Origin of the sequence: Aeromonas sp. WP2-W18-CRE-05, from assembly GCF_014168615.1 — a bacterium.
Lineage (GTDB): Bacteria > Pseudomonadota > Gammaproteobacteria > Enterobacterales > Aeromonadaceae > Aeromonas > Aeromonas caviae.
In genome coordinates, this window is record NZ_AP021917.1 from 3908406 (window position 1) to 3933190 (window position 24785).

Sequence of the window (24785 nt, forward strand, 5' to 3'; positions counted from 1 at the left end):
GGCCATGGCTTCCCGTTTTTTTTGATGTGAAGCATGAAACAAGCTGCTGACTTCACAATACTTTTAGCTCGCTCAAAAAATGAAAAGTGCCAAATTGACAAGGGATCGGGCTCCAGTACAATCGGTCAGGCTTTAGACAGGGATTGTGCTACATGCTACTGGGACAAAGAGACGTGGTCAGTCATGCTTCAACCCCTGACTTCCAGGCAAATGCTGCCCAACCAGGCTTAGTTTCATTTTGTTATAGATAGGACTTACCACATGTCTGACATTCGCACCGGCCAAGTAAAATGGTTCAACGAAACCAAGGGTTTTGGCTTCATCGAGCAATCCCAGGGACCGGACGTTTTCGTTCACTTCTCCTCCATCCAGAGCGCAGGTTTCAAGACCCTGGCTGAAGGTCAAAAAGTCCAGTTCACTGTGACCCAGGGCAAAAAAGGCCCTCAGGCCGAGAACGTCACCGTTATCTGAGCCAGCGCCAGTGAACCCGTAGGAGGAGCCATCGCCCCTCCTATTTTTTTGCCCGCGATCTTTCCTTCCCGACCGGCAGAGCTCTTGCCGGGCTTGCCATCCCCACCTGCAAGCCGCTTATGGCCGCCACCAGCCGCTATAAATCAAAATGATGAGTTTTGGTTAAATGCCCCGGTTTTAACTTATAGCGAGCCACTGTCTGTCATTCAGGCCCTGCCAAGCCTGTTAGCCGACCGCAAAGGGTTGTGCCCGATCTCCGGGAGGCTATTAGCAAGCAATACATCTTGGTCTTATGACTTGGGATGTGCGGGGAAGAGAGAAAGCAGGCAAACGCCGGATACGACAAATCATCGCGGCGCGATGTGATGGGCAATTCAAAGGGATTATGAGGACGTCGAAGAGAGATTGGAGCGGGAAACGAGACTCGAACTCGCGACCCCAGCCTTGGCAAGCGCGGATCATGCTCTACCAACAGGACGCGGCAGTGATGGTACTGAGAAACTGGATTCGTGTACTTGGGGGAGAGATTGAATTCGAAGGGTTCGAAGAGAGATTGGAGCGGGAAACGAGACTCGAACTCGCGACCCCGACCTTGGCAAGGTCGTGCTCTACCAACTGAGCTATTCCCGCAACAGGATGTCATCTGCAAGTGATTGGAGCGGGAAACGAGACTCGAACTCGCGACCCCGACCTTGGCAAGGTCGTGCTCTACCAACTGAGCTATTCCCGCAACGGAATATCACTTACACATATCTACCGGACACTGTTTGGAGCGGGAAACGAGACTCGAACTCGCGACCCCGACCTTGGCAAGGTCGTGCTCTACCAACTGAGCTATTCCCGCAACAGAATGTCATCTGCAAGTGATTGGAGCGGGAAACGAGACTCGAACTCGCGACCCCGACCTTGGCAAGGTCGTGCTCTACCAACTGAGCTATTCCCGCATCGGAATATCACTTACATATTTTGGAGCCAGCAACGAGATTCGCGCTCGCTACCCCGACCTTGGCAAGCACTCAACATGCTCTACCAACGCGGTGACTCCGGCACTGCATATTGGAGCGGGAAACGAGACTCGAACTCGCGACCCCGACCTTGGCAAGGTCGTGCTCTACCAACTGAGCTATTCCCGCAACATGGATTGTCTTGAGGCTGTGCTGATGATTGGAGCGGGAAACGAGACTCGAACTCGCGACCCCGACCTTGGCAAGGTCGTGCTCTACCAACTGAGCTATTCCCGCAAAACCTGAAAACAGACCGTACAGCATTTGGTTGCTTGCGCTACTGTACGGGAGCCGAATTATAAGAGCAGACATTCCAATTGCAAGGGCTTTTTTGTCTGGTTGCAGCCGTTCGCTCAAAAGCTGGCCGAACTGCTGATTTTAGCAACCGAACGACGGCAAACCCTTGCCAGCCACTCAGATTTTGAAGACGTGGGTGCGGTAGAACTGCAGTTCGGCGATGGATTCGCGGATGTCGTCCAGCGCCTGGTGGGAGCCGCTCTTCTTGAACTGATCCAGCAGTTCAGGCTGCCAGCGACGGACCAGCTCCTTGATGGTGCTGACGTCCACGTTGCGGTAATGGAAGAAGGCTTCCAGATCGCTCATGTGCTTGACCATGAAGCGGCGATCCTGGCCGATGCTGTTGCCGCACAGGGGGCTGGTGCGCTCCGGCACCCACTGGCGAATGAAGGCGAGGGTCTCGGCAACGGCCTTGGCCTCGTCGTATTGACTCGCCTTGACCCGGGCCACCAGCCCGCTCTTGGTGTGGGTGTTGACGTTCCAGTCATCCATCTTGCCCAGCTCTTCCTCGCTCTGGTGGATGGCGATGACCGGCCCTTCGGCCAGCACGTTCAGGTCCTTGTCGGTGACGATGGTGGCGATCTCCAGTACCACGTTCTCTTCGGGGTCCAGACCCGTCATCTCCATGTCGATCCATACCAGGTTCTGCGCGCTGACTGTCATGATTGCTCTCTCTATTGGGAGGAATGGCGGAATTTTGCCAATTTGCATGTATCATACTGGCTTTGAATCTGTTCATAAACTGGCAAACCCCGTGGCAAAGAAAGCAAAACTCAATCTGGGTCAACAAAGGCGCGTCCAGGCCAACCGCGAGCGGCGGCTGCAAAAAGAGCACACCACAGTGGTCGATGACACCCTGTTCGGCCCCGCCATCGAAGGGGTGGTGATCAGCCGTTTCGGCCAGCACGCGGATGTCGAGGCGAGCGATGGTGCCATCCACCGCAGCAACCTGCGGCGCAGCAGCATCAGCAGCCTGGTGTGCGGCGACAAGGTGGTGTGGCGCCCCGGCCTCAATGCCTCGACTGCCGGCGTCATCGAGGCGGTGCATCCGCGCCACTCGGTGCTGACCCGGCCGGACTTCTACGACGGGGTCAAGCCCATCGCCGCCAACATCGACAAGATCATCATCGTCTCGGCGGTGATGCCCGAGTTCTCCACCAACATCGTCGACCGCTACCTGGTGGCGGCAGAAGATGTGGAGATAGCGCCCCTCATCGTGCTGAACAAGGTCGACATGCTCGATGACGCGGCCCGCGCCCGTATCGAGCACCAGCTCGAGACCTACCGCAAGCTCGGTTACGAGGTGCTGCTGGTGAGCTGCGAGAGCGGTGAGGGCATCGACGCCCTCAAGGCGGCGCTCACCGACAAGATCAGCATCTTCGTGGGCCAGTCCGGGGTGGGCAAGTCATCCCTCACCAACGCCCTGATGCCGGGGCTGGACGTGCTCACCGGCGAGATCTCCGAGAACTCGGGGCTCGGCCAGCACACCACCACCACGGCACGGCTCTACCACTTCCCGAGCGGCGGCGATCTCATCGACTCCCCCGGGATCCGCGAGTTCGCCCTCTGGCACCTGGAAGCCGACCGCATCACCTGGTGCTTCGTCGAGTTTCGCGACTACCTGGGTGGCTGCAAGTTCCGCGACTGCACCCACAAGGATGATCCCGGCTGCGCCCTGCGCGCCGCGGTCGAAGCGGGCGCCATCAGCGCCGATCGCTTCCACAACTACCACCGCATCCTGGAAACCATGCAGGAAGCCCGCCACGGTCGCCAACAGGCGCGGCTGTGACCCGTTCAACTCATTCCCAGATGAAGATCATGAGCATCACTGACAACCTGAAAATTGCCGGTCAATACTGCCTGCCCAAACACGCCCTCTCCCGCCTGGTGGGCAAACTTGCCGCCGCCGAAGCGGGCAACCTCACCACCAGGGTGATCGAGGCCTTTATCAAGCAGTACCAGGTCGACATGAGCGAGGCGCTGCACGAGAGTCCTGCCCACTACAAGAGCTTCAACGCTTTCTTCACTCGCGAGCTCAAGCCCGGCATCCGCCCCGTGGTGGAAGACGCCATGACCCTGGCCCTGCCGGTGGATGGCACCGTCAGCCAGCTCGGGCCCATCAGCCAAGGTCGCATCATCCAGGCCAAGGGCCACGACTACAGCGCCCGCGAGCTGCTGGGGGGCTATGAGGATCTGGTGGCCCCGTTCAAGGATGGCGACTTCGCTACCATCTATCTGGCACCCAAGGATTACCACCGCATCCACATGCCGCTGGACGGCGTGCTGGAGAGCATGGTGTTCGTGCCGGGGGATCTCTTCTCCGTCAACCCCCTCACGGCCGAGAACGTGCCCAACCTGTTTGCCCGCAACGAGCGGGTGGTGGCCACCTTCCGAACCCCCCACGGCCCCATGGCCCTGGTGCTGGTCGGTGCCACTATCGTCGCGAGCATCGAAACCATCTGGGCCGGCAACATAGCGCCGACCAAAGAGAAGAAGGTGGTGCGCTGGGACTACACCGGCGATGAAGCCATCACCCTGCAAAAGGGGGCCGAGATGGGCCTGTTCAAGCTGGGCAGCACAGTCGTCTGCCTGTTTGGCCCGGGCATGCTGGCCGGTTTCGAGCCGCACCTGGCCAACGGGGTCACCACCCGCATGGGTCAGCCCTTTGCCACCCTGGCGGCACAAGCATGAGCGATCAACCCGCTTCCCAGAAGAACAACCCGCTGCACGGGCTGACCCTGGAGGCCATCGTCACCGCCCTGGTCGCGCACTATGGCTGGGAAGCGCTGGGGCAGCAGATCAATATCCGCTGCTTCACCGATAATCCCAGCATCAAGTCCAGCCTGAAGTTCTTGCGCAAGACCCCCTGGGCCAGAGAGAAGGTCGAAAGCCTCTATCTGTACGTCCAGCGCAAGCAGGCCAAAGAGAAGGAGTGACGCCATGGCGTTCAAGATTACCTACACCTACAAGAAGCAGGCCAGGGAGATTGGCTACGCCAACGACAAGTTCAACAGCATCTATGATGCCGTTGCCGCCGCCGAGGGGATCGATCTGACCCGCTTCCACGCCATGGAAGAGCAGCTGGCCCAGGTGTGCCGCCGCGACAAGAAGAGCGTGAAGGATTACCGGGAGAACTACTTCAAGGAGCTGGGCTTCTCCAGCATCGTCATCGAACGGGACGCCAAGGAGTAACCATGCGCACCCTGACCCTGATGGCGGCCACCCTGCTGCTGGCCGCCTGCAACACGACACCGAGGGAACCCCTGGTCGGCGCGGATCGCGACGAACATGGCTGCATCGGCAGCGCGGGCTATCAGTGGTCGGCGCTGGCAGGCCAGTGCGTGCGGCTGTTCGAGCAGGGCATTCGCCTCAATCCGACCGATGCCGGTCAGACCGTCAGCGCCTTCGTGCTGTTCAATGCCGATCAGAGTCAGGCCGAGCTGACCCTGCCAGAAGGCGAGCCAATTCGGCTGATCCGCCAGGGCGAAGAGGGCAACTGGTCCTGGCAGGGCGGCGGCTATCAGCTCTTCCCCTGGAAGGGCTATGTACTCAAAGCCGGCGAGCAGACGCTGTTTCACGGCGACGTCGTCCGCTAAGCCACCCGTATCTATTCAACCCCCGTCCCTGCCGGGGGTTGTTTTTTGCGGCTATCGACAACGGCCACATGTACCTTGTCGCCAGGCCGGAAACAAAAAACCCCGTTGCAGGCAACGGGGTTTTTGCTGGCACTCGGCGCAACTTAATTGCCGAGGGTGGAGAACAGGCTCTGTTCCAGGCTGCCGCGGGAGACGCACACCGGGGTGATGGAGGGAGCCAGTACCCGCTCGCCGGAGGACTCGACGAAGTAGAGCTGGGTATTGCCCTTGACATTCACGGTGGCGACGCTGTTGTTGCCGCTCTGGGTGATGATCAGGTTGATCTGCAGGTTGGGGTTGCCCAGCGCCACCTTGGACCCCATGGTGCCGCAATCCAGCCACTCCAGACCATCGGCCGAGTTTTCCACGTTGGCGGTCATCAGACCGGCACCACGCTGGCTGTTCTCGATGTTCAGGCCGTGATCGCCGAACCACTTCTCGGCACGGGCCCACACCAGATCCACCGGGATCGCCATCTCCTGGGTGTTGTTGGTTGCCTTGGCAACCGGCGGGGTATAGCGATACTGCTCGCCGCCGTTGTTGTCGCTCGCACAACCCACCATCAACAGGGCCAGGGCGCCCCCCATTATCTTCTTCATGCTGCTTCTCTCATCCATAAGGCCATAGGCCGACCGGCGGCTATTATGGCGATCGCGACACAGACTGTCAGCAGGGATCCGCACAAATGGCGTACTCTTAACCCAGGCTTTACAAAACCCACCTGTTATCATAGATTTGCTCGAAGTCTCCCCCGTGAGTGCTCTCGTGACTTCTTCGCTCTCCCTGGCGCTGCTGCAGCAGATCATCGACCAGTTACCCATGAATATCTTCTGCCGGGACAAGCACGGACGGTACCTGTTTGCCAACAAGGCATTCGCCAGAGAAGCCGGCCTGCAAGACCCGAGCGAACTCATTGGCAAGAGCGATGCCGAGATGCCCTGGGGGGATGTATTCCGGGAGGAAGATGACCGCCTGCTGGCCGACGGCAAACCCCTGCTGCACCAGCAGCTCCATTGCCACAGCGGCGAAGGCGCCAGCTGGATGGAGATCAACAAGGTTCCCCTGTATGACGAGCACGGCGATCCCATCGCGCTGTTTGCCATGGTCAGCGCCATCGATCAGCGCAAGGAGCTGGAGCAAACCTTCCGCCAGCAGCAGTTGCTGCAACGCCGCCTGCTGGATGCCATTCCCGACCTCATCCGTCTCGAGGATCACCAGGGCGTGCTCATCGACTGCAACCAGGCCTTTCTCGACTTCATGGGGCTGGTGGCAAGCGAGGCTCTGGGTCGGCGCGTCCCGCCCCGGCTGCCCGTCGAACAGACCCTGGGTCAGGGGGAGTATTGCGTGGTGGATGCCCAAGGCAGAGGCCGCCATCTGGAGGTCACCCGGGTCGAGGTGCCGGATGACGAGGGCAACTCCCTCGGCATCCTTACCCTTAGCCGCGACATCACCGGGCTGCGCACCACCCAGGCCCAGTTGCAGCAGGAGCAGCACTACGACAGCCTGACCGGCCTGCTCAAGCTCTCCCACTTCCTCCAGACCAGCCGTCATCTGGGCGCCCGCAAGGCCAGCCTGCTGCTGGTGGATCTGCAACATTTTCGCGAGATCAACGATCGCTTCGGCATACGGGTCGCCGACCGCCTGCTGAGCCAGGTGGCCCGTCGCCTGCAACGACTGGCGCCGCCCCAGTCCCTGCTCTGCCGGGTCGCGGCGGATGACTTCGCCCTGCTGCTGCCCGAGCTCCCCCTCTCTCTGGATGCGTGGAGCCGCAACCTGCAGCAGGAGCTGATGACGCCCTACCAGGTCGAGGAGCACAGGATCCAGATCCCGGTGTTCCTCGGCATCGCCCATGGCAAGGCCAAGGATGCCGAGCGTCTGCTGAGCCACGCCGAGGCCGCCCTGGCCCAGGGCAAGCGCCAGCAGCAGCACTGCACCCTGTTCGACCCCGCACTCGATGCCAAGCTCAAACGCCGCCAGCTCATCGCCGCCCAGTTGCCACTCGCCATCAAGTCCGCCGAACTGACCGCCGTCTACCAGCCCATCATCTGTACCCACAGCAACCGGCTGCACGGGGCTGAGCTGCTCTGCCGCTGGCCCCATCCCGAATTCGGCATGATCTCCCCCGACGAGTTCATCCCGCTGGCGGAGGAGCTGGGGCTCATCGGCCAGCTCGGCCAGCTGATGCTGGAGCTCGGCTGTGCCCAGCTTGCCCGCTGGCAGGTGGCGGCCCCGGATCTGGTGCTCTCCATCAACCTCTCGCCCCTGCAGTTCCGCGATCCCGAGCTCTGCCCGCAGATCTTCGACTGCATCGCGCGCCACGGGCTCGCCCCCTGGCAACTGGAGCTGGAGATCACCGAAGGGGTGCTGATGGAGAATGCCGACGAGATAGAGAGCAACCTGGCCAGCCTCATCGAGGCGGGCTTCCAGCTCGCCATCGACGACTTCGGCACCGGCTACTGCTCCCTCGCCTATCTTCCCAGGCTGCAGGTGGTGACCCTCAAGCTCGACAAAAGCTTCACCCAGGGGCTGGCCACCAACCAGGCCACCACCGCCATCGTGCGTTCCGTCATCGGGTTGGGCCACGAGCTTGGCATCAAGATCACCGCCGAAGGGGTGGAGACACCGGAGCAGCAGGCCTGGCTGGTGCAGGTCGGTTGCGATCGGCTGCAAGGCTATCTGTTCAGCCGCCCCCTCCCACCGGCCGACTTTGCCCGCAGCTACCAGCTACCGGAGCAGTAAGCCAGCAACAACAAGGCCACCCGAGGGTGGCCTTGTTGTTTTTGCAAAGCGTACGTGATCTGGCGCACTTACTCCTGGAAGTAGGTGCCCCAGCCGTCGTAGTCCACCCCGTATTTCTCGAGGATGGGCAGCATCTTCTCGATGTCGGCGACGATGGTGTCGATGTCCAGCTTGCACTCCACCATGGCGTCGAAACAGAAGATGGTAGCGCCGTCGTCCAGCTCCATCTCCTCGGCGTCGGTCACGTCGAAACCGGCCTTGAACAGATCGACCGCCGCCTTCTCCAGCAGATCGAACTTCTGGCAGGCAAAGTGGTGCTCAATCTCGTAATCCAGATCCGGGTTGCTGCCATCGGCCAGCAGCTCGTTGACGATGGCGGCGGTCTCTTCGCGCCACTCTTGCATATTGGTATTCATATAAACCCCAGGCGGTGTTGGATGGATGTCACCCCTGCCAGCCGCGTCGGCCCGGACCATGGCCAGGGGATGAGTGCGGCAAAGCATACCCGCAGAGCGCGGCAGGCTCAATCGATGGGCCAAGATAACTGGCGCCTCTTCCGGCTTGGCGCCAACGGGCAGCCCTCGGCACGTCAGGCAGCCCGCCATCCTTCATGATGTTCTGCTGGCCGTCGGCCCGCCCTGCCGCACAGGCGCCCCTCTTTTCATGGTTAAAACGGGGAAACCGGTCCAATCACGGGAAGATTGCTCGGATATCGAGCGAACGGTACATCAATCTGCGGCCTGTGGTTGACACCTCAGTCCAGAAAGGGTTTAATGCGCGCCGTTGCCCAGATAGCTCAGTCGGTAGAGCAGGGGATTGAAAATCCTCATGACACTTTTCATACCACGGCTCTGGATAGCACACCCTACAAGGCTTCGCTTTCAATGCGAGGCCTTTTTGTTATGCGTCTCTGGTCAATCTCTGGCAAGTTTCGGTAATCCGAGCGCAGGCTTATAATCCTCGTATATCTGATTTGCTTCTATCCCTTCCATCATACAGCCAAGACCTAACAACCATATGGGGCCTAATGTTACGCGCTTCAGGTCTAGATCTGGCAATACCGCCCTATGGGCTGAAAGTCGTTTCCTGCAGGGATAAACACATGACAGACACCGACTTCCCTAATCAGAATGAACAAAAAACAACCTGCCATATCGATGGTCTTGCATCATGCCGAAAAAGGTCAGGTGATAGACGCGTCTGTAGAAAGAACACTTTAGTTTCTTTCGAGTAACCTCTCATTATGTGGAAATTTTGATGAAAGGGCCTTCTATAGCCTCATGAACAGTGCTAATTTCGCAGAAAAGAAGTAATCAAATGAGGCTTCATGTGAAAAATATTTTATTGCAATGTCCATCAGGTTCTGAGAATGCATGTGATTTTATTTTACAAGATATAGAGCATGATGCTACAGGCGGTGGAGCCTTTGCATTTGTTAGCGGCGAAGGTGCAGCTTTATTTTTAAATTCATTGAAGTTCAAAAAATTCATGGATAATGGAGGCTGTTATCAACTAATTGTTGGAACAGATAGCGTGACCAACAGTTACACGTTAACTGTGATCAAAAACGCACTCAACAAATATAAAACTCTCACAGTTCTCTTTCATGTAAGCACTGGAAATACAATTTTCCATCCAAAATTCTCTTGGTCTTTATCCAGAAAAAACACTGGCTCAATCATCATTGGCTCATCAAATTTAACTGTAAATGGTTTGCTGAATAACTGGGAAGCTGCATCCATTACTAAAATAATTAACAAAGAAGATGCCGACTCACTAAATCAAGCATGGAAAGAATGGCTTAATAAGCTAAACGAGGAAGGGTTGTATACTATCGATTCAGATATAGTCCAAGAAGCTATAAAAAATAATTCTTTTGTTTCAAATAAAAAAGAAAGAACACCAAAAAACATTAAGTCGATAAAGGATCTATCACAGGGACTTAAAAGCAATAGGGATATTCTCATTCTAGAAATACCACAAGGAAGAACCGGAAAGAATGCTTATAGCCAAGTGAATTTTGGAAAAAAATATTTAGAGATTTTTTTGAATTAACTGAAAAAACAAGTGAAACTTTCTCCTTTATAGCCGTCCTCCCAAATGTTGATGAAAAAGTAGAGCAGATCCCGGAAGTTGAGAAAAGGCCTCCAATTTTCAAACCAAACAGTAGCAACTACAACTTTGAACTAAATCTCCCCAAGGGACACTCACCTTATATAAAAAAACCAATTGGTTTGTTTTATCCTATTTCTGAAAAATGTTACAAGTATACCTTCATTGCTCCAGACACTGACAACGCTATATATAATGTGCTAGCATCATGGTTGGAAAAAAACATTAAAGAAAAAGGAAATGAAAATAGGAGAAAAATAATTCCCAGCGACGATTTTATTGAGGAAATTTTTGCTCAGGCAGAACATGATGAAGAAATCATCAATGATGTTGGTAGTTTCTTTGATAGATTTTTTTAACAATCAAGCAGTGAAGTCATGCCATGTGCATGACTTCACTCTTTATTCAGCAACGATGAAAACCTCAGCTTGCTCTGAGGCTGGTAAATGCAGACTACTTTTATTTAGCTTACTATGCCTCAATTGCCCAGCACTCTCAATACTAACTGTCTTATAAAATTCCCTTCCCAGCTCAACAATATCGTCAAGACTCATTACCCTGGGATGGCTTGTTGCATTTTCAAAAGGAGAATAAGATATTAATATAGGGCACTCATATTTTTTTCCAAGAAGAAAAATAGACCTAAAGGCATCACTTGCTTGACTTCTAATGCAAAATGGTGACTGATGTCTACTAGCTCTATAAACCCCACGGCTTGGAGTCAACACTCCATTTTTTTTCACCACGCTAATTTCTGGATAATCATATAGACAATATGTTTCCAATACATGATAAAAACGACTGTAATGATCTCTTGTGTACGGTGGATCAGCATAAATACCACTTAAATCGCTACGATAATTAAGTGGTAAATCTGAAAAATCACTTTTCAATGAGACATTTCCCACTCTAAATCTGTTATTATTCAACACAGCTCGAATTGATGTGTTAAAGCAAGCAAATACATCCTTATCCCTATCCCGCCTAACGGAATGTGCAAGGTTCTTTTTTGGGATACCATTTTTATCCCTCGGACGAAGTGGTTGAGCAAATTGTTTACCTACCGTATTGACCAATTCACTTAATGAATTTAAAGCTGCGGTATTCGCTACGTCTCGCAAAGGAACTGGCAAACTATCTATAATAGACTTTATTGCGTCAAAAGCTACAGTTTGCCAGAATGAAAAATACACGCCCCCAAAATATGTCGTCAACAAGTTGTATTTGTTAGCATTAGGAGACATACTTATATTAATTTTTGCATTGTACAACAATTTATTAAGACGCTCATTCATGCTAGGGTAATAAGCAGCAATTGATCCAAATTCAATAAGCTCACACAAAGCCTCTGGTGAGCCATTTTCAGCTGCATTAATACTGTCTTTCTCATATGAGATTAAACCAGACATTGCATCTGAAAGTTCATTAAATACTTCAGAATTCTTAGCCCTCTCCGTAATACGCAATAAAGTCTGGATATCATGCTCATCAAGCCGAGAACATAAAAGCCCGGAATTAATAGTTTTCGAATATTCCTGCACATCATTACATACGACATCACGCTTTTTAGCAAGATAATGAGAAACTGTACCCGAACCACTGAAAAGGTCACAAACGGGACCTGTACCACATATCTCTGTAGTAAGCCGCTCTATTTGCTCCAAAACCCTTAACTTACTTCCTAAGTAGTGAATTGGACGAAAAACATCAGAAGCAGTGTCTCCCGAATCAGTTTGTGTTAACATTAGATCTTCTTTGTACAAATCAACAGACATTTTATGGCCTACAGAGTAAAGAACCTTAAAGATATAACAAAACCAACGATCACCCCAGATCAAACAAGGAAGATTATACACGGTTGCAATACCGATGTCCTACCCCTTCTAGCATCAAAGTTTGACGGAAAAATAAAATGTATCTATATAGACCCCCCTTACAATAATGGGGATAACTATGAACACTATGAAGATAATATTTCCCATGAAAAGTGGGGAGAAATGATGTTCAAATGTCTATCCCTATTAAGTCCATTACTCGATTCTAATGGCAGCATATGGATATCAATTGATGATAATGAAATGCACTACCTGAAGGTTATTGCAGATAAGGTTTTTGGGCGTAAGAACTTTATCACAACTATAGCGTGGCAACATCGAACAACCAGAGAGAATAGAAAAACATTCTCCAAAAACCACGAGTACATCCTTGTGTATGCAAAGAATGCTCGTGAATTTTCTAAATATCGTAACTTGCTAGCACCTTCGCAAGAATTGCTATCTAGATATAAGAATCCAGACAATGATCCAAGAGGACCATGGCAATCAATTTCATTAAATGTTCAAGCAGGACATGCAGTTCAATCGCAATTCTATGAAATAGAGTCCCCATCAGGAAGAAAATACTCCCCTCCTAAGGGGCGATGCTGGGCTTTTAATGAAGCCAGAATGATTGATGAGATAAGAAAGAACAATATTTATTTTGGTCTGAATGGCGATGCCACACCAAGGAAGAAAAAGTTTTTATCTGAGTCAAAAATTGGTCTAACGCCTGAAAGTCTATGGCTGGCAATAGACGTTGGAACTACAAAGGATGCCAAACAGCACATTTTGTCACTGTTCCCAGAACAGTCTGTATTTGAGACACCAAAACCAGAATCATTATTGAAAAGAATCATTGAGATAGCTACAAAACCTGGAGATATAGTACTTGACGCCTTTTTAGGCTCAGGAACCACATGCTCCGTTGCACATAAAATGGGGCGTTCATATATAGGAATCGAATCAGGGGACCACATATTCGATTATGCTGTACAGAGAATGAAAAAAGTAGTGGGTGGTGAAGAAGGCGGGATATCGAAGGAAGTAAATTGGCTAGGAGGTGGTAACTTTGACTTTTATATATAAAATCCCAAACCATGCCGACACGCAAAAAACTATCTTCATATAGCTAACTTGTTGCTAAAAAATGAATTTCTTTAATTCTAAAAATAGAACTGATAGTTAAATTTTACACTTAAGGCATTTGACAAGGCATTGCTTAAAGACACAGAAGTTGGATCTAATAAAAATTAGATCCAACCAGATGCTCTATAATAGGAAACCTATATCGTTGCATAGATATATCCGTAACTAACGCCACATTTTAGACCATTACCTCAAAGTTTATCAAACTCATTTACTAACCAGTCAGCATTACAAGTAAAATGTCACAGTGTTTTTTATTGTACGGCATTAAGACTATTGTCGGACTTTATCACAGATATCACATTGATGACCCAACAATTAAGACAGAGAAATTTCATATATAAATCATGGTGGTATGACTTTCACCCTTACGGGAGAAAAAATCGGCTCAAACATGAAGAAATGAAATGACTGAGTCAGCCGAGAAGAATTTCCCCGCTTATTCGCACCTTCCCTAGGGGAATCCATCATCTTAGTTGTGGACCAATCTCAGCCAGTCGTTTCTTAGCCTTCACACATTGGAACAATTTCCGACAGGTTCTTAACTCTTCAGGGTGCCGCTTCGGATAGCTCATGATGGCAGGGATTAGCTCAGGGATTATGCGCACAATCAGTCGCCCCAACTTAACCTTCTCCTTGCGAGTTGCCAGCCGCCGTTTGAGTTTGTATGCGTAGAATCGGTCTCCAATACGGACATCATCCAGCTCAGCACCAAATATAGATCTCAATGCACGATAAATCCTCTCCTCAAATGAATTCAAATCTAACTTTTCACGATGATCACGACTTACGAGCTCATTGACCTGATAAGCGTCTTCTTTATTGATAATCAGGTTTAATAAATTAATCATATTTATCTCCTTTTAAGATACGAGTAGTGGTTCCCCATACCTGATTAACAATATCTTCATCAACCTATCAACGCAGTGCTCATGTTGTCATCGTCAGCTCTAATTTACGATTCAATTTCAAGAATGTAAATAGGCTTTCTCAATTATTAATTCCCACCCATTTATTCTCGCGCGCGCGAGAATAACTCCATGTGAAATATATGCGATTGATATATTAAAAATATACCAACTGCCGAATCATCTATCAATTTAAATATATATAAATCCTTTGATATCCAATAGCTATTTCGGCTATTTACATTCAAAGGAGAGATATCCATGTCAGAACTTTCATTGTTCGATGCCATTGGTGAAGGCAAAAACGCGACTCAGGATTATCTGGATACCCTGTCGCGAGCACTGCTACGCCATCATCAACTGGTCAAAGCCATCCGCATCCACGGTCGTTATGTACCGGAATCCTTGCCAATGCCCGGTCTGCCGGTACTGGTCGCCATCTTCAGTCACACCAATACCTACACCTTGCACCAACTGCCCTCGACTCAGATAGGGCAGTTGGTGCTGTCGATTGCTCGCTTCTCCGGTCAGGCCACCCATGACCTGGACAACGGCATCTTTGAAGAGGTGTGGGAAATGGGTGACAGCAGCTTCACCACGGACAGCGCCGAGCAGGCCGTCTACTGGTTGCCGTTACCGGAGCGCTGGATTGCTCTGGAAGGCACACAAGTGGCGTTGCACGATAAAGACCATCCGGTGTTCAAGTTGCTCAACGTCACCGCCCGGAACTCTGGTCCGGTCCTGGATATCTGCGATGGCGTGGTCAGTCTGGCGCTGGAGTCAGACTGGGATGGGGAGTGGGCCGCATGACCGAGATAAACCGCTCCTCGCTACTCGCCAAGCTCAAACACATCAAGGGCATGAAGCTGCTGGTTGAGCAGGCCGTCTTGCTCTACCTGTTGATGGCCGACGAGCAGACGCCTGTGTGGGTCAAGACCATCGTGGTCAGCGCACTCGCCTATTTGCTCTGTCCGGTCGATGCCGTACCGGACTTTATCCCCGGCGTGGGTCTCACCGATGACCTGGGGGTCATTAGCGGTGCCATTGCCTCGTTAGGCAGTCATATCCATCAAGGTCATCGCAGCAAAGCGGCTGACTTCTTCAAGTAACCCCTTCAGAAGGAATTTCATTATGGCTAAAGCCACACAACCGGCAGCGTCAGCTGCTCCGGTCTGGACTGTTATTAAATCCGCTAAGGCACCGAAGATAAGCGCACGGGCCAGTGGTTTGCTGCACTACGATGTGGGCAAGAATGATGAGGGTCGCTACGCCCTTCGCATTACCGCCAACGACACGGGCGGCCTGTTCAGCAAGCACTGGTTATCGCTCGATGACATCCTGGCACTGCTGGATATCCTCAAGGATGCGCCATTCAAATCGGTAGCGCTCAAGGCGCTGTTTGTTCGAGGCAGTGCCAATAACCACGGTTTCCTCGCCGCCATCCTGCGATCTGAAAAGTTGCTGGTCGCCGCCGAGCCCAACTCACCGTTCCACCGGGTCGGTCTCTCTCTCAGTGACTGGTCAACTCAGTTGGATGAACCGACCAATATGGATAAACAGGCTCGCAAGGGAAAAGCCAAGGGGCAGAAGGGCCAAGATGACACGACCGATGAGATAACCATCGAGAAAGGCAATGAGCCCCAGTTTTTGGAAACAGCCAACGACCAGGCCGGTTTGTCAGACAAGATGGATGAGACAGGGGGTGAAGTTGAAACCGCAGACCCGGCGGCCAGTGAGGAGGCCCAACAATGAGCAACCGTGACATAGCACTGAACTGGCAGGGGCTCCTCCTGCCGGTTTCACTCCGGTTCGCTGTATGCCTGACTGACCTGCTGAACAAACACCATCCCACATGGCCGCAAGCCCGCGCCGTCACGATGAACTTTCGTGATCCGGGTTATGGCCCGGAAACCGGCGGCTTTCATCCGGTGGAAATCCGCCTGCAACGGCAAGGAAATCTATGGTCCTTGGTCTATATGACGGACTTCTCCTATGTCGGCATGGGTGACTATGCCGAATTGGCCAAGGAGGTCGATTTTGACTTCTCAAGCCAGGAAGGGCTGGTTGCCTATGCGCATGTGGTGCCGTTGTCTGAGCTGGGTGAGTTTTATGAATTATGGGAGGGCAATTTCCTCACCTACTTGTCGCTGGGTGTCTATGCGATCACGGTAGCCACTGAATGATCCCTCCCTATTAATGCGCAAATTTCGCGGGTTCACGGGGTTGGCGTCGATTAACCCAATCTCTCCAAGGGAAAAACGCGCCCCGTTTCCTCTCGTTCGTGCGGGGCGGGTACGGGGCTCGCCGTGAATATGCGGGGCATCCCGACCAATTCATTAACTCACCCATTTTTCCGCAAATTTCGCGGGTTCACGGGGTTGAGATGGAAAAGCCTAATCACTCAAAGGGAAAAACGCGCCCCGTTTCCCCCCGTTTGTGCGGGGCGGGCACGGGGCTCGCCGTGAATATGCGGGGCAACCCGACCAATTCATTAACTCACCCATTTTTCCGCAAATTTCGCGGGTTCACGGGGTTGAGATGGAAAAGCCTAATCACTCAAAGGGAAAAACGCGCCCCGTTTCCCCCCGTTTGTGCGGGGCGGACACGGGGCTCGGTAGCATTTTTACGGGATCGGACCGGGTAGCGACCGGGGCGGCCATCTGTTCACTCACCTTTCCCGCGTTGTCATCGTGCCGGGCCAACCAGGCCAAGGTGCGATGAGCAACGACCACTTCAATCGCCAAGCCAGAGACGGGGATTAGGCCTCCTTTCCACTGTGAAGGGGGCCTATGCCGTGTCTAACCAGCTCACATGTTGAGGAGCGAACCATGAACGAAACACCTACCCGATTTAAATTCACCAATCGACGGATTGCCGATCTGCCCCCAAACCCAGATGACGCCCGCAGTACCGAAGCGGAGTATTCAGATACCGACGTGACCGGTCTGCGCTGCCTGGTGGGCAAAGGGGAAGGCCGCCGCAAGTTCCTGCTGCGCTATCAAATACATGGGCGCAAGCGGGCCATTGCCCTGGGGCACTATCCCGCGTTGGATGTCAGCGCGGCTCGTAAGCTCGCGCTCGACTACAAACGCAAGATCGCCGAAGGCGTTGACCCGCAACAAGCCAAGGAGGACAAGCGTAATCAGAAGACCCTGAGCAATTTGTTTCAGGAAGACTATCTGCCCTATCTGCAATCACGAAATCGCAGTTGGAAGACGGATGAACATCGCTTCCGTAATCACCTACGGCCAATCTTCGGCAACCTGATCCCGGAAGAGATCACCGTTACCCGCATCCAGAACATGCAACAGATGTTGCTCAAACGCCTCACCCCGGCCACCTGCAATCGCGTTTTGGCATTGCTCAAGGCCATCATGACCTGGGCAGCCCGTGCCGGACTGCTCAAGGACAATCCCGCCGCCTTGGTGTCGTTGCTGCGAGAGAACAATCGGCGCGAACGCTACTTCACTCCAGATGAAATCCGTCGCCTGTTCCGGGCTGCCGATCAGCATGAGAGTTTCTATACCGGTCAGTACGTCAAGATGTTGCTGCTCACCGGTTTGCGTCGGGCCGAGCTGGCAAGGGCCAAATGGCAGCACTACAACAAGGAGGACAAGACCCTATACATTCCACACACCAAGAACGGCCATAGCCGTGTGTTGCACCTGAACCATATGGCAGTGGAGCTGTTGAACTACCTACCGGTGACAGAGGGAAACCCCTATCTGTTTCCCGGCAAGCGACAAGGGCAGCCATTGCAAAATCCCACCAAGGGTTTTCAGCGGATGCTGGCGCGAGCCGGTATAGATAAGGAGGGGGTTTGCTTGCACACCTGTCGCCATTCGGTCGCGGCGCTGATCGTCTCCAACGGCGGCACCCTGTTTGATGTGCAATCCCAGCTTGGGCACCGGAGCAGTCAGACATCACTGCGTTATGCTCACCTGCATAACACTCGGATGCAGCAGACCAGCCAGAAAATAGCCAACTGCATCCATGATGCCCTGACCAGCTCTGTTCCATCCAAGCCGCTGCCGCTTCCCGAAGAGGGCGAGTGGGTTCAGGCCAGCTAGGTATGTCGGTATCTCATCCAGTGGTGAGATACCGATATCGCTGCTTAGCAGCCCAATGATCCGTTTTCAGCGACCGTCCCGATAAACCGCTACACAAAATCTGTCGGGGCTTATGAGCCTTCTCAACCGCTTCTCGCCGGTTGATAACAAAACCCCTCACCTGATGACAAAAGCCCATCGCCGATGATGGGTTTTGCGAAAAACTGCCTACCAGCCAATTCGTCACGCCGTGTCGCGGCCTGTTTGGATAATCCGCGACACGGTTATTCCCCTTCTGTGATGGTATGCACGAACACGACAAGATTGCTCAGCGCCTCGGTATGCTCCTCACCCGCCTGTACAGCGGTGAGAAGCTGCACCTGAGTGATCTGGCCACCGAGTACAACGTCACCGTGCGCACCCTGCAGCGGGATTTCAATCAACGCCTCAGCTATCTACCGATAGAGCACCGCAACCAGCAATACTGGCTGGAGCCTGAGTTTCTCAATCACAAGAACGACAAAAAACTGCGAAAGCTGGCCGAACAGCTTGGTATCACCGACCTGTTCCCCCGCACCAGTGAACATCGTCTGGGTCAACTGCTGGACAGAGGCAACCCCAGTCTCTTCGCTATCAAGGGGTTCGATGGTCAATCAGCCGACTTACTAGTCCACCAGATACCGGTATTAGAGCAGGCACTGACCCAGCATCTGCAATGCTGGCTCATCACCAAAGACCAGCGCAAGCAACTGTTTAGTCCCTATCAGCTCGTCAACTACAAGGGCACCTGGCACTTGGTCGGTGTCAGCGAGGGTAGGTTGCAAGCCTATCCGCTGAGCTCCATCGCACTGGTTGAGCTATCGCAACAGACCTTCACCCGTGACGCGTACATTCAACGACAGATCGATACCGATCCGACACTCTGGCGCTCCGGCATGATCGAGGTGCTCCTCAAGGCCAATGCATCCATTGCCATCAACTTTCAGCATCGCCCGTTGCTGCCCGAGCAGGAGATAGTCAAAACCTTGGATGACGGTGCGCTGTTATTGAGCAGTCGCGTACTCGATGCCAATCAAATTCTGCCTGTCATCAAATCCTGGATGCCGGAACTCACCGTGATCTCGCCCGGCTTTATCCATGAGCAGATCGTCCGTGATTTACGCCATTTATTGACCCTGATGAGTCAGGCTCCACCCTGATTCATTTATGACAAAGATCCCAGTTTATACATCTGGCGACAGCGCCTGACATGCCGCGACACCACCTGTCGCCACTGTTCTGCATTGTCGTCAACCATCAAGCAGTAGCAATCCAAGGAGTGATGCATGAGTAAAATGATCCAGATGAAAGAGTCCACCGCAAAGCGCGAAGTGAAGCAGGAATACGGCCTGACCGAAACGGATGGCCAGGCTTTCTGGGATCGGGTGAACCGGGTGATCGGTGAATCCCGAGAGGAAGTCGATAATGAAGACCGCGTTCCTGCCGGATATGAAGTGTATCGATAACGTCAACGCGTACATGTTAGTTGGTCATTAGTTGACTCCTGTGAGCGATATCTGCCACGAAACGCTCGTAACGACAAAGCGGCCAGTTCTACTGGCCTCTTTTTTTTTGGACCGTTCGACAGCACAGGCTGAGATCACACCAGTGAGCAATACCGGGGTAATCTCCGCATGGCGAGGCACCTGTATCGCGGTTTAGCGACCCAATGAGCCGTTTTGGCTGCGCCGCCCTCCAAACCTCCGCAACAAGATCATCCTGGCCTTCTCGGCCTGCTAAAGCGTTCCTCCCCTTGCTGCCTGCTTTTGCCACCGGATCCCATAAAAGCAAAGGGGCCAGTTCGCACTGGCCCCCTTTCATTTTTTAGAATTTTTCGACTTCCACCGATATCTCTGGCATGTCTGGTGAGGACTCAACCATCACGCACCCCGTCTCGCTCGTCGCGCGGCGGGTGAAACTCGGAGCGGGGGAGCCAGGGGCCGTTGATGAACCAGTACTGCAAGGTTGGACGAGGCTCTCAGTCCGTTCATCAAATAGCGGGCTTCTAAATTGAAATACCTTGTTCACCGAGAATACGTAATAATTGCCAGGAAGGCTGTCTATTACGATCTCTTTGACATATCGTCCGTCAGCATAGTGCACTATGTACCCGTTTTCACGAAGCCACTTCATGACCAGCTTCGGCTTGCTTGTCAACAGTTTCTGAAGCTGGGTCATTTCGACATAAAGCTTTCCGTCTTCCGTGAATCCTAATAGCTCCCGCACTTCCATGGATGGCTTGCCGATGTGGATCTTTCTTCGTTGCTCGGAGAGCGTATCCAATAACCGATAAGCCTCTCTGGTGACATCATCCATGATGCCTTCCATCGACATGAGCCACCGTCGGAAGCATACCAAAACTGCATTATCTGCATACGCCACATCAAACGGCAGAATACCTAAATAGCTGTTCCGAATAGTAGATCACCGGAGGAAGGGAACTCAGTCCAGTTTGTGCGATCTGATTAGTCGCTAAACAAAACAAGCCACACCCAAAGGACTGAGTTGATGCCTATCCTACCACCTCTGCCACGACCACAACGGCGCCGCATTCACAAAATCATCCATGCCACCCGTGATAAAGGACATGCTCGTCGCTTGATGGCCATCTTGCTGTTACATGAAGGACGCACGATCACCGATGTTCATCACCTTACCGGCGCTGCGCGCTCGACCATCGGTCGTTGGCTTCGGTGGTATCGAGATGAAGGCATAGATGCGCTAGAAGCCTTACCGGCTGGCCGTGCCCCAGTCTTACCTATCGCCAAGATTGTCACCTTACTGGTGCTGCTCATGCAGTTTTCTCCGCAAGATTTTGGTTATCAGCGCAGCCGTTGGTGTACTGAACTATTGGCTATAAAAATCAATCGGTTAACAGGGCTAAATGTGGCAGCCTCCACGCTCCGCCGATGGTTACCTCGTATGGGCATTGTCTGGCGCAGGCCCGTGCCGACCTTGCGGATAAAAGACCCAGCCTATCAGGAAAAAATGGCGAATATCGACGCCGCGCTGGCCCGCTGTGATGCCGATAATCCGGTGTTTTATGAGGATGAAGTCGATATAGACCTCAATCCCAAATTAGGAGCCGACTGGATGTTCAGAGCGCAGCAAAAGCGGGTTGTCACACCGGGGCAGAATGCCAAGCATTATCTGGCAGGCGTTCTCCACGCAGGCAACGGAAGGGTACTTTACGTCAGCGGGATCAAGAAAAACTCATCGCTGTTTATTGCCATGCTGGAAAAGCTGCGCCACCACTACCGACGAGCCAAAACCATCACGTTGATCCTCGATAACTACATCATTCACAAAAGCAAACAGACCGAGCGATGGTTGAAGAAGAATCCCAAGTTCTGCCTGGTGTTCCAGCCAGTTTACAGCCCTTGGGTTAATCACATAGAACGGCTATGGCACAAGTTACATGAAACCATCACGCGCAATCATCAATGCAGAGGGATGGCAAACCTGCTGGCCCGAGTGAAACACTTCATGGATACCGTGTCTCCTTTCCCGGGGAATGGCTATGGCACAGCGAAGGTGTAGCACTATTGGGATCAGTTATTTAGCTCAACGGCCAATCGCCCCGCTGCCATGACGTTTGCGAAGCAACCAGCACCACGAGCAGCAAGAGGCGGAGGGTTTTCTAATCCCGAGCGACTCATCAGCCACTCTTGGCACTCCTCACGCTTAGCAGCAAAGATAACCGCTAAATCAGCAGGGTTATCGATGTCTGGCATATTCAACAGCGCCTGAATATATGCAGGCATCGCCGTACCGTAGTACTGAGAGGTTGCAGCTTTAAGGCCATTCACCCGGCAACGAGTCAGCTCAAGGCTCTCACCCGCCAGCGCGACATCCTCCGCCATCATCTCAATATCCAGCAGTCTGACGAATATCCCCCCTTTAGTGCCCGCCTTGCTCCGCTCTAGCAGTTCCTTGAAGGATTCCTCCCCCGAAGAGGGAGCACAAACATTCGATGCCAATGGGCTCCTATTACCTGTGCCCTTCAAATTGCCAAGTACTCTCGACTGTCCACCCGTCACCGAATAGGCAAACTGAAGCGGATCGTTACTAGACAATGAGCCCAGTTCATCCAAACAAATGCCAATGCCAGTTCGTTGTTGAAACATGCCTTTGAACCCAGCAGCTGTTCCGTCCCACTTCACAATCGCCGTTGCGGGGCCCGCACTTGGGTCAGATGCCACGCCTGACACACTCTGCCCCACTTGTAAAAGCGTCGTTTTGCCACAAGAGCTTGCACCATTGAAGTGAAAAATCATGGTCCCTGTATTTGATAACTTCATGAATACATTGGATAGATTTGCCATGATTGCAACGAGCATGGTTGGTGACTCTTTGACAGACAACGCAATGTTCTTTTGCCAATCCTGCAGCGTTCCTTTCGAGTGGATAGCGTCATGCTCACCAGGCGCGGACAGCAGCTCGTGCTGAGGACCACTATAGCCCGTTTTGTAAATTGACCGACCTACCCAGACATAGCAGAGATGTTCGCTAACAAACCCCGCTTGCAGATGCTGATGGACCACGCTGATATTTTGGATACTGATGCTGGCGGACATGTATGACAGCAGCCCCTCCTCCCGTACACCTAGGCATTCAATCCCCGCGCGGTATAGCGCAGCCCTCACTGTTTTGTAGTCCTGAATCACCCTATCGAATAATAGGTCGATGCGCTGGCATTGCTTCCGCTCATCCAGATACATGAAACGAACACCACTGATGTCTGTACTGTCAGCTTGGAGTATCGATACCGGCAGCAATGGCTTACCGAGTATCGTTTTTGGCTTGCCATGATCGCTAGCCAATTTCCCCCACGGGGACATCGCAAACCCATCAGGAATAGCTATCGAATGAACCGGTTTTTTCATCTCCGGCTCAGACCTGGAAAGCACCACGCCATCTAGGTCACACACAGTCCCATCAGGGGTAATCGAGCAACGCCCCTCGTTGTACAACCTGTATTCTGCTGAACACTGATCCAGCATAAGAAGTTCACGACGAACGAAAAGCTCATATTGAGTCTCACTGTCGGGGTATGGCTGACAACATTCGTGCTGTTCGGACATTGGGCTCACAGCATCGGGGGCAATATTCGCTCGATGAGCATCACCATGGTGTGCATCAAGGTTCGTTTTCTCCACCAGTAACGGCAGCGAGTCAGGAGCGACTGCAGGGTGCGATTCTGGCGCTGATGCCTCCTGATCCGAGTCCGGTACCGAGTCTGTCGGCGGTACACCCTGACTTGCCATCCTATCAATAGATGCTTGAGTCCCTGGACGACGGTCAAAACGCCTCGGGGGGTTATCACTACTAGATCTGGGTCTACGCATAATTATCTATGGGGGAGTCTCCTCCCCCATTCTCCAAAAAATTGTTAACAGGTGATGCGTGGGAGGTCCCACAGGGTGTGTAATTCGTTGACGGCCTTAACCAGCGTGGTATCGTGGAGGCGGGCATATCGCTCAGTCATTTTTGGCGAGCTATGGCCCAGCACTTTTTGAAGCACATCCAGCGAGCAACCTTGGTTTAACAGCGAGGTAGCGACGGTATGACGGGCGTCATGCATGCGTACTCCTGAGAGTCCGCAATCATTGCAGACCCGGTACCAATACCGCCGAGGTTCGGAAATCTGAGAGACACCACCCTGGCCTCTAAAGAGCAGACCGGTTGTGCCATGGCGCTGGAATTGGAGTTGAATCAACTCCAGCGCGAAATGATTAAGTGGTATGAGCCTTTCTCGACCAGACTTACTGGTGGGCAAATACGCAAGCTTTCGATTGAGATTACAATCTTGAAGCTGTAGCGCTCGGGCCTCACCCAGCCGGCACCCTGTTGCAAACAGGAACAGCAGAAGCCTAGCTTTTTCATCGTCGATGTCTTTCATCAAACGATGGACCACCTTATTCACCACCTCATCAGGCAACCCCTTGGGTGGCAAAACAGCTTCATGCTTTGCCGGAATCCCTGCTGCTGGCGAGGACTTGAGAATGCCACGCTCTACAGCGAAGGACATGATGGCCTTTACCTGTGCCAAGTAGCGGTTCCGCGTGGCGACAGAGCACGTTTTATTTGATTCTGTAAGAAAATCCTCGATGTCGAAACGGGTTACTCTGTTTAATGGCTTGCGCCCTAAAGCTGCCACGATGGGCTTTACGCGAGACTCGATGGTTTTATGTGACCGATGAGTTGCTCGTACTGAGGGCAGGTATTTATCATGTATAAACTGTTCTACTGACAAGCTCGAAAGATAGGTTTGATTGAATCCTACTGGATCAAGTACAAACTCCGCTTTTAGCTTTCTTGCTTGTTCACGTATCTCTTTAACGCTGAATTCGTCCGTGCTCGCAATTTTTAACCGATAACGGACTTTATTTTTGGTGAAACTAAGACAACCAACCTTGCGACCAGTGGCATAAGTAATCCACGTAAGGGAACGCTCGTATTTATCTTTACTTTCACGCTGCTTTGAACTGCACTCCTCCAACTTGGCACTATCTACAGTTGGAGCTACAGCCTGTTCGGGCATCGCACCTCCTATCATCTAGAGCCC

The 24785-nt window shown here is 52.6% G+C and carries 26 protein-coding genes and 6 tRNA genes; 18 read left to right on the forward strand and 14 right to left on the reverse strand.

Annotation, left to right across the window (positions count from 1 at the left end):
* The first annotated feature begins 261 nt into the window (after positions 1-261).
* Positions 262-471, forward strand: a complete 210-nt coding sequence (locus tag H7R73_RS18170) for a cold-shock protein (RefSeq protein ID WP_005297820.1) — start codon at positions 262-264, stop codon at positions 469-471.
* 554 nt (positions 472-1025) lie between these two features.
* Here H7R73_RS18170 and H7R73_RS18175 read toward each other — a convergent pair.
* The 7 genes from H7R73_RS18175 to orn form a co-directional block, all read right to left on the reverse strand.
* Positions 1026-1101, reverse strand: a tRNA-Gly gene (locus H7R73_RS18175).
* 24 nt (positions 1102-1125) lie between these two features.
* Positions 1126-1201: transfer RNA gene (locus tag H7R73_RS18180), tRNA-Gly, on the reverse strand.
* A gap of 38 nt (positions 1202-1239) precedes the next feature.
* Positions 1240-1315: transfer RNA gene (locus H7R73_RS18185), tRNA-Gly, on the reverse strand.
* Between the two features lie 24 nt (positions 1316-1339).
* Positions 1340-1415 (reverse strand) — tRNA-Gly (locus H7R73_RS18190).
* 113 nt (positions 1416-1528) lie between these two features.
* Positions 1529-1604, reverse strand: a tRNA-Gly gene (locus H7R73_RS18195).
* Positions 1605-1636: 32 nt separating this feature from the next.
* Positions 1637-1712: transfer RNA gene (locus tag H7R73_RS18200), tRNA-Gly, on the reverse strand.
* 177 nt (positions 1713-1889) lie between these two features.
* Positions 1890-2435 (reverse strand): oligoribonuclease, encoded by a 546-nt coding sequence (gene orn / locus H7R73_RS18205; RefSeq protein ID WP_041215717.1) that lies wholly within the window; start codon positions 2433-2435, stop codon positions 1890-1892.
* A gap of 91 nt (positions 2436-2526) precedes the next feature.
* Between orn and rsgA the strand changes: the two genes are divergently transcribed.
* From rsgA to H7R73_RS18230, 5 genes are read left to right on the forward strand one after another with little or no spacing between them, the layout of a single operon-like run.
* Positions 2527-3561, forward strand: coding sequence for a small ribosomal subunit biogenesis GTPase RsgA (rsgA, locus tag H7R73_RS18210; RefSeq protein ID WP_197971166.1), 1035 nt, complete (start codon positions 2527-2529; stop codon positions 3559-3561).
* 29 nt (positions 3562-3590) lie between these two features.
* The gene (gene asd / locus H7R73_RS18215) at positions 3591-4463 is read left to right on the forward strand and encodes an archaetidylserine decarboxylase (RefSeq protein ID WP_039040204.1); all 873 of its coding nucleotides are present in this window, start codon (positions 3591-3593) and stop codon (positions 4461-4463) included.
* A complete protein-coding gene (locus tag H7R73_RS18220; RefSeq protein WP_041212447.1) occupies positions 4460-4708 on the forward strand; it encodes a VF530 family DNA-binding protein in 249 nt (82 codons plus the stop codon). Before asd ends, H7R73_RS18220 begins: the two co-directional genes overlap by 4 nt.
* Before the next feature lie 4 nt (positions 4709-4712).
* The gene (locus H7R73_RS18225; protein ID WP_042865041.1) at positions 4713-4964 is read left to right on the forward strand and encodes a DUF2960 domain-containing protein; all 252 of its coding nucleotides are present in this window, start codon (positions 4713-4715) and stop codon (positions 4962-4964) included.
* Positions 4965-4966: 2 nt separating this feature from the next.
* The gene (locus tag H7R73_RS18230) at positions 4967-5368 is read left to right on the forward strand and encodes a hypothetical protein (protein ID WP_103259631.1); all 402 of its coding nucleotides are present in this window, start codon (positions 4967-4969) and stop codon (positions 5366-5368) included.
* Between the two features lie 143 nt (positions 5369-5511).
* On the opposite strand, the gene H7R73_RS18235 is transcribed toward H7R73_RS18230, so the two are convergent.
* Entirely contained in the window at positions 5512-6006 is a 495-nt protein-coding gene (locus tag H7R73_RS18235; RefSeq protein WP_029314787.1) for a hypothetical protein, read from the reverse strand.
* A 166-nt stretch (positions 6007-6172) separates the two neighbouring features.
* On the opposite strand from H7R73_RS18235, the gene H7R73_RS18240 reads away from it, so the two are divergent.
* Complete coding sequence (locus tag H7R73_RS18240) at positions 6173-8146, forward strand: sensor domain-containing protein (RefSeq protein WP_103259630.1); 1974 nt, start codon at positions 6173-6175, stop codon at positions 8144-8146.
* 68 nt (positions 8147-8214) lie between these two features.
* Here the strand turns inward: H7R73_RS18240 and rraB are convergent, their stop codons facing one another.
* The gene (rraB, locus tag H7R73_RS18245) at positions 8215-8550 is read right to left on the reverse strand and encodes a ribonuclease E inhibitor RraB (RefSeq protein ID WP_039040164.1); all 336 of its coding nucleotides are present in this window, start codon (positions 8548-8550) and stop codon (positions 8215-8217) included.
* 925 nt (positions 8551-9475) lie between these two features.
* On the opposite strand from rraB, the gene H7R73_RS18250 reads away from it, so the two are divergent.
* Both H7R73_RS18250 and H7R73_RS18255 read left to right on the forward strand, forming a co-directional pair.
* Positions 9476-10201 (forward strand): phospholipase D family protein, encoded by a 726-nt coding sequence (locus tag H7R73_RS18250; protein ID WP_182951347.1) that lies wholly within the window; start codon positions 9476-9478, stop codon positions 10199-10201.
* Between the two features lie 269 nt (positions 10202-10470).
* Entirely contained in the window at positions 10471-10617 is a 147-nt protein-coding gene (locus H7R73_RS18255) for a hypothetical protein (protein WP_182951348.1), read from the forward strand.
* Between the two features lie 42 nt (positions 10618-10659).
* Here H7R73_RS18255 and H7R73_RS18260 read toward each other — a convergent pair whose 3' ends face one another.
* Positions 10660-12003 carry a DNA adenine methylase gene (locus H7R73_RS18260; RefSeq protein ID WP_182951349.1) on the reverse strand — a complete coding sequence of 448 codons (1344 nt, stop codon included), beginning with the start codon at positions 12001-12003 and terminating at the stop codon, positions 10660-10662.
* 33 nt (positions 12004-12036) lie between these two features.
* On the opposite strand from H7R73_RS18260, the gene H7R73_RS18265 reads away from it, so the two are divergent.
* Entirely contained in the window at positions 12037-13161 is a 1125-nt protein-coding gene (locus tag H7R73_RS18265; RefSeq protein ID WP_182951350.1) for a site-specific DNA-methyltransferase, read from the forward strand.
* A 527-nt stretch (positions 13162-13688) separates the two neighbouring features.
* On the opposite strand, the gene H7R73_RS18270 is transcribed toward H7R73_RS18265, so the two are convergent.
* The gene (locus H7R73_RS18270; RefSeq protein WP_182951351.1) at positions 13689-14072 is read right to left on the reverse strand and encodes a hypothetical protein; all 384 of its coding nucleotides are present in this window, start codon (positions 14070-14072) and stop codon (positions 13689-13691) included.
* 318 nt (positions 14073-14390) lie between these two features.
* On the opposite strand from H7R73_RS18270, the gene H7R73_RS18275 reads away from it, so the two are divergent.
* The 7 genes from H7R73_RS18275 to H7R73_RS18305 all read left to right on the forward strand — a co-directional run bounded on the left by H7R73_RS18275 (position 14391) and on the right by H7R73_RS18305 (position 19683).
* Positions 14391-14939, forward strand: coding sequence for a hypothetical protein (locus tag H7R73_RS18275; protein ID WP_123785038.1), 549 nt, complete (start codon positions 14391-14393; stop codon positions 14937-14939).
* Positions 14936-15238 (forward strand): YkvA family protein, encoded by a 303-nt coding sequence (locus H7R73_RS18280; RefSeq protein WP_029304363.1) that lies wholly within the window; start codon positions 14936-14938, stop codon positions 15236-15238. The genes H7R73_RS18275 and H7R73_RS18280 overlap by 4 nt, the downstream gene beginning before the upstream one ends.
* Positions 15239-15260: 22 nt before the next feature.
* On the forward strand, positions 15261-15881 hold the full coding sequence (locus H7R73_RS18285; protein ID WP_182951352.1) for a hypothetical protein: 621 nt from the start codon (positions 15261-15263) through the stop codon (positions 15879-15881).
* The gene (locus H7R73_RS18290; protein ID WP_058052959.1) at positions 15878-16312 is read left to right on the forward strand and encodes a DUF2787 family protein; all 435 of its coding nucleotides are present in this window, start codon (positions 15878-15880) and stop codon (positions 16310-16312) included. The genes H7R73_RS18285 and H7R73_RS18290 overlap by 4 nt, the downstream gene beginning before the upstream one ends.
* 645 nt (positions 16313-16957) lie before the next feature.
* Positions 16958-18199 (forward strand): tyrosine-type recombinase/integrase, encoded by a 1242-nt coding sequence (locus H7R73_RS18295; protein WP_182951353.1) that lies wholly within the window; start codon positions 16958-16960, stop codon positions 18197-18199.
* 284 nt (positions 18200-18483) lie between these two features.
* A complete protein-coding gene (locus tag H7R73_RS18300; RefSeq protein WP_182951354.1) occupies positions 18484-19377 on the forward strand; it encodes a helix-turn-helix transcriptional regulator in 894 nt (297 codons plus the stop codon).
* 126 nt (positions 19378-19503) lie between these two features.
* The gene (locus tag H7R73_RS18305; RefSeq protein WP_029304370.1) at positions 19504-19683 is read left to right on the forward strand and encodes a hypothetical protein; all 180 of its coding nucleotides are present in this window, start codon (positions 19504-19506) and stop codon (positions 19681-19683) included.
* Positions 19684-20041: 358 nt separating this feature from the next.
* Here the strand turns inward: H7R73_RS18305 and H7R73_RS18310 are convergent, their stop codons facing one another.
* Entirely contained in the window at positions 20042-20533 is a 492-nt protein-coding gene (locus H7R73_RS18310; protein ID WP_182951355.1) for a hypothetical protein, read from the reverse strand.
* 192 nt (positions 20534-20725) lie between these two features.
* Between H7R73_RS18310 and H7R73_RS18315 the strand changes: the two genes are divergently transcribed.
* Positions 20726-21757, forward strand: a complete 1032-nt coding sequence (locus H7R73_RS18315) for an IS630-like element ISAhy2 family transposase (RefSeq protein WP_001809438.1) — start codon at positions 20726-20728, stop codon at positions 21755-21757.
* A gap of 11 nt (positions 21758-21768) precedes the next feature.
* Here H7R73_RS18315 and H7R73_RS18320 read toward each other — a convergent pair whose 3' ends face one another.
* Positions 21769-23484, reverse strand: a complete 1716-nt coding sequence (locus H7R73_RS18320) for a DUF927 domain-containing protein (protein ID WP_182951356.1) — start codon at positions 23482-23484, stop codon at positions 21769-21771.
* A 125-nt stretch (positions 23485-23609) separates the two neighbouring features.
* Entirely contained in the window at positions 23610-24761 is a 1152-nt protein-coding gene (locus H7R73_RS18325) for a tyrosine-type recombinase/integrase (RefSeq protein ID WP_182951357.1), read from the reverse strand.
* Positions 24762-24785: the final 24 nt, after the last annotated feature.

Coding starts and splice junctions, on each gene's coding strand:
- H7R73_RS18300 (WP_182951354.1), top strand. CDS start 18,484: ATGCACGAACACGACAAGATTGCTCAGCGCCTCGGTATGCTCCTCACC.
- H7R73_RS18235 (WP_029314787.1), bottom strand. CDS start 6,006: ATGAAGAAGATAATGGGGGGCGCCCTGGCCCTGTTGATGGTGGGTTGT.
- H7R73_RS18285 (WP_182951352.1), top strand. CDS start 15,261: ATGGCTAAAGCCACACAACCGGCAGCGTCAGCTGCTCCGGTCTGGACT.
- H7R73_RS18305 (WP_029304370.1), top strand. CDS start 19,504: ATGAGTAAAATGATCCAGATGAAAGAGTCCACCGCAAAGCGCGAAGTG.
- H7R73_RS18315 (WP_001809438.1), top strand. CDS start 20,726: ATGCCTATCCTACCACCTCTGCCACGACCACAACGGCGCCGCATTCAC.
- H7R73_RS18265 (WP_182951350.1), top strand. CDS start 12,037: ATGGCCTACAGAGTAAAGAACCTTAAAGATATAACAAAACCAACGATC.
- orn (WP_041215717.1), bottom strand. CDS start 2,435: ATGACAGTCAGCGCGCAGAACCTGGTATGGATCGACATGGAGATGACG.
- H7R73_RS18260 (WP_182951349.1), bottom strand. CDS start 12,003: ATGTTAACACAAACTGATTCGGGAGACACTGCTTCTGATGTTTTTCGT.
- H7R73_RS18275 (WP_123785038.1), top strand. CDS start 14,391: ATGTCAGAACTTTCATTGTTCGATGCCATTGGTGAAGGCAAAAACGCG.
- H7R73_RS18295 (WP_182951353.1), top strand. CDS start 16,958: ATGAACGAAACACCTACCCGATTTAAATTCACCAATCGACGGATTGCC.
- H7R73_RS18225 (WP_042865041.1), top strand. CDS start 4,713: ATGGCGTTCAAGATTACCTACACCTACAAGAAGCAGGCCAGGGAGATT.
- H7R73_RS18170 (WP_005297820.1), top strand. CDS start 262: ATGTCTGACATTCGCACCGGCCAAGTAAAATGGTTCAACGAAACCAAG.
- asd (WP_039040204.1), top strand. CDS start 3,591: ATGAGCATCACTGACAACCTGAAAATTGCCGGTCAATACTGCCTGCCC.
- H7R73_RS18270 (WP_182951351.1), bottom strand. CDS start 14,072: ATGATTAATTTATTAAACCTGATTATCAATAAAGAAGACGCTTATCAG.
- rraB (WP_039040164.1), bottom strand. CDS start 8,550: ATGCAAGAGTGGCGCGAAGAGACCGCCGCCATCGTCAACGAGCTGCTG.
- H7R73_RS18290 (WP_058052959.1), top strand. CDS start 15,878: ATGAGCAACCGTGACATAGCACTGAACTGGCAGGGGCTCCTCCTGCCG.
- H7R73_RS18230 (WP_103259631.1), top strand. CDS start 4,967: ATGCGCACCCTGACCCTGATGGCGGCCACCCTGCTGCTGGCCGCCTGC.
- H7R73_RS18280 (WP_029304363.1), top strand. CDS start 14,936: ATGACCGAGATAAACCGCTCCTCGCTACTCGCCAAGCTCAAACACATC.
- H7R73_RS18220 (WP_041212447.1), top strand. CDS start 4,460: ATGAGCGATCAACCCGCTTCCCAGAAGAACAACCCGCTGCACGGGCTG.
- H7R73_RS18320 (WP_182951356.1), bottom strand. CDS start 23,484: ATGGCAAGTCAGGGTGTACCGCCGACAGACTCGGTACCGGACTCGGAT.
- H7R73_RS18310 (WP_182951355.1), bottom strand. CDS start 20,533: ATGGATGATGTCACCAGAGAGGCTTATCGGTTATTGGATACGCTCTCC.
- H7R73_RS18325 (WP_182951357.1), bottom strand. CDS start 24,761: ATGCCCGAACAGGCTGTAGCTCCAACTGTAGATAGTGCCAAGTTGGAG.